We start from the raw sequence: 9,075 nt of genomic DNA, 5'->3' as shown, positions 1-9,075 counted from the left end.
GGCTCACGCCATGCGCCTCCCCGGAACGGAGGGGCACACCGTACGCGATCGACCCGACGCAGACACAGGCGCGGAAAAAGCCTTCGGCCTTGGCGCGGCTCAACGGGCGGCATAGTCCTTCTCAACGATGGCCGCGATCTCCGTTGCCGCAGTGCCCGAAAGTTCCTTGCTGAGGTCACCGCTCGGGGTGTGACCCTCTAGGAGCTCCGAGCCTGCCTTGCGGCACAGATCCTGGAGAACGATCCGCGATGAAGGACCGAGCACCAGCTGGGCTTTGCCGTTGGGCAGACGCAGGAGGCGGTGGTCTACATAGGCCCGGTTCAGGCTTGCGGTGAGTCGCTCAAAGGCGTCAACGAGGTCAGTCGTCATGAATGGGAGCTAGCCTCCCTCGGCCTCCCGCCGGTCACCGCCAGGACCAACTCTGCCCCACACATGGCCCATTCGCCTGCGCATCAGCCCCCCACATTGGCGGACGACCGGTCCGAGTACGGAACACCGCCAACGCACGGCCAGTTCCTGTGCGGCGCCGGTACGTCGGCACGCTAACCGCGTGCTTCCGGCCAGACGGCGGACTGTGTCGCATGCGGGACATGCAGTTACATGCAGTCGTCGTCTTTGAACTTCGGTGCATGCCGCGGCGGACGGCTCGGTAGCCGAGGTTCCTGGTCAGAGTGGTGAATCTGCCGTGGCGGAGCCCGGTCAGTTGAGGTTGATCGCGGCCAGTCACACGCGTACGCCGATGGCCCATGCCGCGTTGCTGGTAGTCGTCAGCCATACAGCCACTGCTCCCAGGCTTCGCGGCCACTCAAGGCGGTGGCGGGGATGCCCAGTTCGGCCAGCGCGCCGGGGTACACGCGCTCGTAGGCCGCGTTGTAGGCGCTGGCGAGGGCGGCGTCGCCGATCAGCCACGGCGCTGAGGCGTGGTCGAGGTCGAGCACGGCGAAGGCGCCTTCGTAGCGGATGCGGCCGTGGAGGAGGCCGCGCTCGAGCAGGGTGTGCCAGCCGCGCCCGACGCGCTCGACCTCGGTCATGCCCTTAGCGGTGTCGATGACGGAAGCGACGTCGAACCGGCGGGGCGGGATGCGGGCATAGAGCTTCGCGATCATCCAGGGCAGGCCCAAGATCCGAAAAAGGTGTGTGCGATGGGCGCCGCCCGTGGAGACGTTGTAGAGCGGTCCGGCCGGTCCATTGGTGACGCTGAGGGAGATGGCGGGTTCCTCGGCAAGGTGGTGGCGGAGAAACGCGGCGAGCTGCTCCGGCTTGGTGGTGAGCAATTCGCGGGCGGCGCGGGGTATCCAGCTGGGGCCACGGGCCGCCTCGGACCGGTCGAAGTCGCCCCAGACCATATCGATGGCGTACACGATGGCGTCGGTACGCACCCAGGCTGCGCTCTCGCTGTATGCCCAGTGGTGCTCCCGCTGCCGGTTGTAGAGGCTGAAATACGGCGACTGTGGAGCATTGGTCTGGAGCTGGGTGGTCGCCGCACGCACCCAATCGCTGACCTCGTGTTCGGGCCAGTCCCGCTGGAGTTGGGTGATGGCGGCGACGGTGGCGTCGAGCGCGGCGCGGTCGGCATCGAAGGCGCGCAGGACGTCCCCCCGATCGATGCCGGGTGGGTCGCTGCCCGCGGCGGGGCCTTCTGGCCGTTCACCGTGCAAGGTCAGGGTGATCCTTGGGCTGTGGCGGCTGGTGGCCTCGAACGACTGCACGGCTTGCCCGGTGGCGTCGGGAGTGGCGCTCCAGCCGCGCACACAAAGACCGTCGTCGCGGTGCGCGGTCAGGGCGCCGTCGCTGTGCCACATCGCTGACCAGGTGCCGCCCGGCCGGTCGAGGTACACGGGCCGGCGCGCGAGGTCGGCTTCAAGTCGCTGAATGTCGCCGCGGCGCCGGGCCCGGGCGAGCAGGCTCGGCGCGGGGCGCAGCACACCCGCAAGGAGCTCTTCGTCGAGCGGATACTCTGCGCGCTCGCTGTGCCATTCGTGCAGGAGGTCTCGCGCCTGGGAGATGCGGTGTGCGGCCTCCTGGGCTGCGTCGCGAAGTTCGTCGCCGTCGAGGTGGCCCTCGACGGCGGCCGCCGCGTGCCGGCCAGCTGCGGCCACCACCTGGTCCCACAGGTACAGCTCGTCGGTGGCCTGGTGCCACAGGTAGCCCTCGCGGGCGGACGTGTCCGATTCCTGGGCCGTGCTGAGGGACCGTACGATCTGGGCGCGTTCGGCGGGCGGCTGGCCGCGGCCGCGGCGTACGGCGAACTGCAGCAGGATCGAGGTGAGGCGGCGGGCGAGGTGCGTGGGCCGGGGGCGGCCGTCCTTCGTGGTGCACGTCTTCGTGCGCGAAGCCGCGCACGTGGGGCATGTCCAGTCCAGTGCGTCCCAGTCGGCCGTCACGCGTTGGTCCTCTCGTCGGCGATCAGGTCAACCACCCCCGTGGTGGCGGTGGTTGCAGTTTGACAGCCGGGGCCGACACGGGAGCGCGCATGTGCCGCGCTCGGCCGTTCGTGACTGGTCGAGGGCATTGTCCTCGGAGCCGGTGGGTCTTGCGGTTCATGGCCGGCTCCGAGCGGGCAGTGGCAGCGTGACGTGGAGGATGCCGCTCTCCGGGGTGGGTAGCGCGGCGTTGAGGCTTGTGACGATGGCGGTCGCGCGCCGGTTGGATGCGCCGTACATCGTGGTGACGGTCTCGCAGTCGGGGAGCTCTGCTGCAGTGTGCAGGGCGTAGTGGGTGAGGTAGGAGCCGATGCCCTGGCCCTGCCAGGCGTCCTCGACCATGACGGCGAACTCGTAGGTGCCGGGGGTTCGGGTCTTGAGCAGGTGCGTGAGGGCAATGGTGGTGGCGGGGTCGGCCGGGGCTACAGCGAGCCAGGTGGTGCCAGCTGCCGGGTGGACCAGGCGGGACCACTCGCGCTGCGTGATGCCGCGGCGGGGGGGTCGCGTACCGGGCATAGCGGGTGCCAAGGGAGCAGCGGTTGTGCATGAGGTTCGCTGCTTCGAGGTCGCCGGGGTGCGCGCGGTGGGCGATGCATGGCCGGGCTGGTGCAGCGTGGTCGGCGGGCGCGTCGGTGGGGGTGAGCAACGCTGTTCTCCTCCGTGCGGGCGCGGGACGTGAGCGGACCGGGTAGCGGGTCCGGTCGGCACGCTAGGAGAGCTCACCTGTGGACAAATATGAACGTGGCGCCACGCCCACCTGGTGCCGGCCGCCAGGAGCGCTGGGGCGCCAGGGGGCGGGGGCTTGGCGGTGGGACAGAACGGCTACTGGTTGCGAGTGTTGACCTGCGGCGGGGGCAGCGCCGTTCGGTCTCGGTACCGTGACCACGACCGCCCATCAGTGCCTGGCCCAAAGGAGCTTCGCCGTGGACTTCGCCGCCCCCCTCGACGGCATTGAGGTATGCGCTGCCGGTGACCTCCTGTCCCGCTATGCGGGATCAGGGCCCTGCACGCCGGTGCGGTGGCAACAGGTCCTGGACGGGCTGGCGGCCGACCGGCAGGGCGTGATTCCGCGGCAGGCACCCGCAGCTGACACCACTGAGAGAGTGACCTTCCTGCTGGATCACGACCCGCTCGGGCCGCTCTTGGGGGCGGTCGCGCGCCTGCTGCACGAAGGAGACGAGGCAGCGGCCCGCGACACGGCTCACGCCGCTCGTTCATTTCACGCCGTCACCACGGCCCCGCCGTTGCGGCACCATCGCCGTCCCGCCCCTGCTCCAGGCGCTGACGTGCGGACCCGCTTCATGTACCGCGTGGCCACCGAGGGCCAGCACTATCTCCCCCTCACGGCTGGCGAGTTGCGTGACGAGCTCGGCGCCATGGTTCCCCGCCAGGCGGTGGTGCCGCGGCCCGTACCCGAGGAGCGTGCGGCGTGGGTCGTGGTGTGGGAGACCCTCTCAGCGCCGGGGGTGGTGATGACGGGCGCCTGGGCCGCGGTGGCCTATCCGGACGCCACTGGGATCGAGTGGCTCATGCAGAGCCTCAAGTCCGGCGTCGCGGCTATGGAACCCGGGCCGCCGGACCTGGAGTGGCGCAGACCGTAGGTCGCAGCTCGGGGCACGTCAGTCGTCGGCGTTGCCGGCCAGCCGTCGCATGATCGTCATGAGTTCATCGGGCGGGGAGATGCTCATCGTCCGGCTTTCCGGGTCGAAGAGTGTGATCGATGTCAGGGCGCCGGCGCGCCACCAGAACACCCGGGGGGAGAGGCGCCCGGGGCCGTCTTCGTAGGCTCCCTGTCCGAACTGCGCCAACGCGTTGGCGGCCTCACCCACGTGATGGTCGGTGAGCGGGTAGAACACGAGGTTGTGCCGGTTCGGGACAACGAGCAGCACGCCTTCGTCCGGTATCGCGGGGCCGCCGTTGACCCGTACCGCCTCTTCGAAGACGAGCACCTTGCTGGCCGCGAAGACCGACTCCGGGTGGCCGAGGATGTGAAGGACCGCGCCGCCGGGCAGATCGGCGGTGTTGTAGTTGACCGGCTCACTGAGCAAGTTCCGCCGCGCGGCAGCCGCGAGGGTCTCCCACTCGACGAGAGCCACATCGCTGTCATCTAGAACGCGGACGTTGTCAGGGGTGTCGAGGGCAACGCCCACCAGGAGATCCGTGGCCAGCGGTTGCAGATAGCTGAACTGCCCTCGCGCTTCCTCAGGTATCGATTCCTCGGCGACCAGTCTCAGATACACGCTGCGCAGGGGGTCCGGGGCACTGCTGTGGTCGGTGCGGGCTGACACGCTCATACGCGTTTCCTTGGGTTTGGTAGTCAGGCGGCTCGCAGGTGGAGCAGTTCACTGATCACATCACGCGGTCATTTCGCAGCAGCCACGGGCCCCTGGCGGAATCTCCGGCTGTTAAGTTGGCATGTCCCGTTCTGAAATCTGAGGAGACAAAGTGCGCAAGGCTCATGCGGTGGCTGTATTGGTCCTCGCCGGACTCGTACTCAGTGGCTGTGGGTCCGGTGAAGACAAGCCGCAGAAGTCCCGTGACGCGCAATCAGGCGAGGATAAGGGAAGCCCCAGCAAGGGCCCTACGGATGCGTCGGCCGAGGGCACGATGATCGACCGCGCGGCCGGTTCCTGGAAGACCATCTCCAAGAGGCAGGGCGACAGGTACTTCCAGACGGTGACCATCGCTGATGGCCATGTCACCATGAAGGGCGCCGTGCTCGACTGCAGCGGCACTCTGAAGCCCGACACGGTGGAGGGCAAGGAGGCGCCGTCCTTGACTCTGACCTGCAAGGGCGGCAGCGACGGCGGTCGCGGCGAGGGGAACATGCACCTGGGTGACAAGGTGACCACGGACGACGCCGTGGCCTTCGACTGGGAGGGCCCTGAAGGTGGTTGGGGTGGTCCGGTCGACAGCTTCCGTCGCACGAGTTGAAGGCGGCGGCAAGTGAACACTTCGCGGAAGCGCGGTCGGAACCTCGTAGTTGTCCAAACCGCCTGACCTGCGAACACACCGTTCCAGGTGTCGCTCCGCTTCGGCAACGGGTGTACGTGCTGCCGCTGAGCGCTGGGAAAGCGGAGCACCTTGAGCACGTGCCGCCGGATTGATCGGCCGGGGTCAGGCTCGATGCACGTAAGAAGCACGAGATAGCCGTTTGCCGGTGAGACGATCGATAGGGGCAGTTGGCCTCAGTTGGGCGAGTGCGACGAGGCCGACCACAGGATTGGGACTTCGAATGTCGCCGCTACCACCTCGACCAACTCGCGGCGGATCGGCCCCTCGTGGTGTACATCGAAGATCTTGCCTGTATCGGCACCGCTGGTCGGAGCGAAGACCGCCATACACACCTCTGACGAGGTGATATCGCGCTGCGAGAGGTACCGCACACCGTCAAAGTCCTCGGAGTGAGCACTGACCGCGAACGCTGTGCTGAGCGGGTAGGGAGGGCCCATCTCGTGCACCAGCTGTGGGGTGATCCCGTGTTTGAAGAGGTTCTGAGGCTGATTGAGGTCGATCAGCCGCACGGCTTCGGAGACGCCGACAGTAGCCAGGCGACGCTTCCCCACTTCGTCCATGGCGATCCCGCAGTCTCTGCCGATGCGCAGAAAGCGCTCCACGAACGCTCCAAAGGCTGTATCGGCGACGTAGCAGGTACCTGCGGGAGCTGGCAGATCGAAGCGGCACGGCGTACTGCCGTCGCAGAACCAGGCGGGGGCGCCGGGCGTCCCGTCAGGAAGGACCCGTAGGAACAGCCGGTAGAGCTGTCTGTTGTCGGTCAGCATGAATGCCGCCAGGTTGGCGCTCACGATGCGAGCCTCGCCGCAGTCGCCTTGGCCGACCGCTCCAAATTGTCTAGCGACATCCAGCCGATCACCGCGCGCGGCTCTTGATCCTCCAGTTCGGGCTGCCGGGTCGCGGCCCACAGCACCACTACCTCGGGTGAGAATGCCTCGCCAAGGGTCGCCTGGAAGACCTCCAGCAGCCCTTGCGCGGCACGACTGGGTGAAGACGGGTCTGCCAGGTCCTCGAATTGCCACAGCGGCAGCCACGCCTCTCGTCGGCCGAGTAGGCCCACCAAGAGGCCGTTCTGGATATCCTCGACTACTGCTTCCGGGCTGCGATTGGCCGAGCGCGCGTACTCGGCTGACCGCAGACACCCGTCCCCCAGCGCCAATCTCCAGAACAGATTGCTGATGGTCAGGTCAGCCGCATCCTGGGCGATCTGCTGCAAGGAACTGTCGTCGAACTTCTGATCCTTTAGCTGGCCGTACCTGCCCCAAGCCAGCCGCAGCGCGCTCTCGTACGCCTGGCTCAGCCGGTATGCGTCGGAGCCGTCGTCCACGCCTCCACCGTACGACCGGATTGGCGGACAGCGCGCGGCGGACTTCGGCGCACCCAACATGCGTGTCACGCACGCTCCGATCTCGTCGGCTCGATTGCCGTGCCCACGGCTCACTGACCTGCCCCTTTCGGGTGACCTCCCTGACGCGCAGCTTGTCATTTTCGAACGGATGCTCGATTCTTGCCCTGTGGCAGTTGCGGAGCCGGTGACAATCGAGCATGCGAGTGGCGTAGCCGGTGAGACGGCGTCGCCCCTCGGCTCGGTGCTGCCCGGTGGCAGGATCCGCCCGGGTACCGCGATCAGCGCGGGCGGGGATCTGCCTCTGTTGCTCGCGCTGGCTGCCGAAGCGGCCTCCGGCGCGGGGTGGGCGGCGGTCGGCCTGCCGCAGCTGGGGGGCTCTCGCGGCCGCCGACGCCGGCCTGGAGCTGACGGCCGGTCTCGTCATTGACGAGCCGGGCCGTACCTGGACGCAGGTCCTGGCCGTTCTGCTGGAGACCGTCCCCGTCGTCCTGGTCGGGCCGCTGGGCCAGGCGCCGTCCGACGCGGTCCGGGGCCTGGCCGCGATCATGCGGCGCAGCGGGTCCGTGCTGCTGTCCGCCACCTCGTGGCCTGGTGCCGAGGTCCGGCTCACCGTGGAACGGGCCCGCTGGGAGGGCGTGAGCGAGGGCCACGGGCTGCTGCGCGGCCGCCGGGTCACCGTGACGTCCTCCGGGAGAGGGGCCGCGGCGGCCTCCCGGTCGGCGGACCTGTGGCTGCCCGGGCCCAACGGAGCCGTCACCTTCGCCCAGGCTTCGGCTCCCGAAGCGGCGGACGCCGACCGCGCCGGGTCGGCGCCGGGCCTGGACTCCGTCGTGCCGCGGCGTCCTGCCCTGCGAGTCGTGGGGTGAGTCCGGTGTCGGGACGCGTTGTCGCCTGCTGGATTCCGGACTGGCCCGTCGCCGCCGCCGCTGCCGCCATCGGGGCGGCGGCCGACCAGGACGCGGTCGCGGTCGTGCGCCGGGACGAAGTCGTGGCGTGCTCGGCGCCGGCCCGCACGGCCGGTGTGCGGCGCCGGATGCGCCTGCGGACCGCGCTGGCCCGATGCCCGGATCTGCGCGTGAGCGAGCGGAACCTGGAGAGCGAGGTGCGCGCCTTCGAACCGGTCGTGCGTCACCTGGAGCAGTCGGTGATGCCGCGTTTGGAGGTGATCCGCCCGGGGCTGATCGTCGCGCCCGCGCGCGGGCCGGCCCGCTACTGGCGCGGTGAGGCCGAGCTAATGGAGCGCCTGATCGACGCGGTCGCCGAGCAGGGCTATCCGGCGCAGTGCGGGATCGCGGCGACCGTGTTCACCGCAGCGCTCGCCGCGAGGACCGGCCAAATCGTTCCTGTGGACGGAGACGCCGCGTGGCTCGCTCCATTTCCGGTCGGCGTGCTGGGCATGGTCCGGCACACAGAACTGCTGCTGCGGCTCGGGATCACTACGGTCGGCCAGTTCGCAGCGCTGCCGACGGACAAGGTGGCGGCCCGTTTCGGCCCGGAGGGGCAGATGGCGCACCGCAGTGCGCAGGGTCTGGAGGCGCGCCCGCTCTCGGTGCGCCCCACCGGGGCCGACCACAGCGTTGCCCGGGACTTCGATCCGCCGGAGGTGCGCCTGGAGCCGCTGGGGTTCACCGCCCGGACGATGGCTGAGGACCTGCACCAACGGCTCGTGGCCGCGACGTCGGTGGAGGACGCGCGGCTCCTGCGCGTGCTCAAGATTTCTGAGGAACTGGGGGAGGTCGCGGAGGCCCTTCACGGGGCGCTCGGCGCCAACCCGCGCAAGGGTCCGTCCCACGACTGGGGAGACGTGGCGAAGGAACTCGCGGACGTCATCGTGACGGCCATGGTCGCCCTGGACACCATGAGCGGGGGTGGCGCGGCGGTGGTGGAGCGCCAGCTCCAGAACCACGTGGCGAACGAGCCGGCGGCAGCCGGGGACACCAGGCTCCTCCAGGTCCTCGCGATCAACGGGGACATGGGGGGAATCGCCGTCGCTGTGTACGGAGCACTGGGCACGGGTCCGCACGGTGAGGCAGCTGAGGTGACGCACACGTGGGAGGACGTGGAGGCACGCCTCGGTCCACTCACCCTCACGGCCGCCGCCGCGCCGACCGACCTCACCGGCGATGCCTGGGACACGGTGGATGAGCGGCTGCGTTTCCTCGTGGCGAAGGTCCGGCATAGGCCGGGCATGAACCTCAGCTGGCCCGCTCCACCCTCTGTACGGGCGGGGCGGCCCCGGGGGCGCGGCGGGGGCCCCCCGGGGCAAACCAACCAGGGGGGCGCCCCCCC

The 9,075-nt window shown here is 69.3% G+C and carries 9 protein-coding genes and 1 pseudogene; 4 read left to right on the top strand and 6 right to left on the bottom strand.

Translation table 11 applies throughout. The features are described from left to right. Positions 1 to 99: 99 nt before the first annotated feature. The 3 genes from ACFWY6_RS41385 to ACFWY6_RS41375 all read right to left on the bottom strand — a co-directional run bounded on the left by ACFWY6_RS41385 (position 100) and on the right by ACFWY6_RS41375 (position 2,939). Positions 100 to 369 (bottom strand): hypothetical protein, encoded by a 270-nt coding sequence (locus ACFWY6_RS41385; protein WP_384701845.1) that lies wholly within the window; start codon positions 367 to 369, stop codon positions 100 to 102. Positions 370 to 767: 398 nt separating this feature from the next. Then, the gene (locus tag ACFWY6_RS41380; protein WP_384701842.1) at positions 768 to 2,384 is read right to left on the bottom strand and encodes a hypothetical protein; all 1,617 of its coding nucleotides are present in this window, start codon (positions 2,382 to 2,384) and stop codon (positions 768 to 770) included. Between the two features lie 156 nt (positions 2,385 to 2,540). Further along, entirely contained in the window at positions 2,541 to 2,939 is a 399-nt protein-coding gene (locus ACFWY6_RS41375; RefSeq protein ID WP_384701838.1) for a GNAT family N-acetyltransferase, read from the bottom strand. A 407-nt stretch (positions 2,940 to 3,346) separates the two neighbouring features. Here ACFWY6_RS41375 and ACFWY6_RS41370 point away from each other — a divergent pair, with 407 nt between their 5' ends. Next, the gene (locus tag ACFWY6_RS41370) at positions 3,347 to 4,024 is read left to right on the top strand and encodes a hypothetical protein (RefSeq protein ID WP_384701835.1); all 678 of its coding nucleotides are present in this window, start codon (positions 3,347 to 3,349) and stop codon (positions 4,022 to 4,024) included. A gap of 18 nt (positions 4,025 to 4,042) precedes the next feature. Here the strand turns inward: ACFWY6_RS41370 and ACFWY6_RS41365 are convergent, their stop codons facing one another. After that, on the bottom strand, positions 4,043 to 4,717 hold the full coding sequence (locus tag ACFWY6_RS41365; protein ID WP_384701832.1) for a hypothetical protein: 675 nt from the start codon (positions 4,715 to 4,717) through the stop codon (positions 4,043 to 4,045). Positions 4,718 to 4,868: 151 nt separating this feature from the next. On the opposite strand from ACFWY6_RS41365, the gene ACFWY6_RS41360 reads away from it, so the two are divergent. Next, the gene (locus ACFWY6_RS41360) at positions 4,869 to 5,357 is read left to right on the top strand and encodes a hypothetical protein (RefSeq protein ID WP_384701829.1); all 489 of its coding nucleotides are present in this window, start codon (positions 4,869 to 4,871) and stop codon (positions 5,355 to 5,357) included. Between the two features lie 254 nt (positions 5,358 to 5,611). Here ACFWY6_RS41360 and ACFWY6_RS41355 read toward each other — a convergent pair whose 3' ends face one another. Beyond that, positions 5,612 to 6,229: an RES domain-containing protein gene (locus ACFWY6_RS41355; protein ID WP_384701826.1), complete on the bottom strand. Its 618-nt coding sequence runs from the start codon at positions 6,227 to 6,229 to the stop codon at positions 5,612 to 5,614. Then, on the bottom strand, positions 6,226 to 6,765 hold the full coding sequence (locus ACFWY6_RS41350; RefSeq protein ID WP_384701823.1) for a hypothetical protein: 540 nt from the start codon (positions 6,763 to 6,765) through the stop codon (positions 6,226 to 6,228). Before ACFWY6_RS41350 ends, ACFWY6_RS41355 begins: the two co-directional genes overlap by 4 nt. Positions 6,766 to 7,037: 272 nt before the next feature. Here ACFWY6_RS41350 and ACFWY6_RS41345 point away from each other — a divergent pair, with 272 nt between their 5' ends. Both ACFWY6_RS41345 and ACFWY6_RS41340 read left to right on the top strand, forming a co-directional pair. Next, a complete protein-coding gene (locus tag ACFWY6_RS41345) occupies positions 7,038 to 7,652 on the top strand; it encodes a hypothetical protein (RefSeq protein ID WP_384701820.1) in 615 nt (204 codons plus the stop codon). A gap of 5 nt (positions 7,653 to 7,657) precedes the next feature. Beyond that, positions 7,658 to 9,075, top strand: a pseudogene (locus ACFWY6_RS41340) (hypothetical protein); the annotation flags it as partial.

This window comes from Streptomyces sp. NPDC059037, assembly GCF_042740015.1.
GTDB lineage: Bacteria > Actinomycetota > Actinomycetes > Streptomycetales > Streptomycetaceae > Streptomyces.
The sequence above is the reverse complement of the archived record's forward strand: the minus strand, read 5'-3'. Positions and strand labels throughout refer to the sequence as shown.

Excerpts from the sequence above, each read along its gene's own strand:
- ACFWY6_RS41375 (WP_384701838.1), bottom strand. The coding sequence starts at position 2,939 with ATGCCCGGTACGCGACCCCCCCGCCGCGGCATCACGCAGCGCGAGTGG.
- ACFWY6_RS41365 (WP_384701832.1), bottom strand. The coding sequence starts at position 4,717 with ATGAGCGTGTCAGCCCGCACCGACCACAGCAGTGCCCCGGACCCCCTG.
- ACFWY6_RS41385 (WP_384701845.1), bottom strand. The coding sequence starts at position 369 with ATGACGACTGACCTCGTTGACGCCTTTGAGCGACTCACCGCAAGCCTG.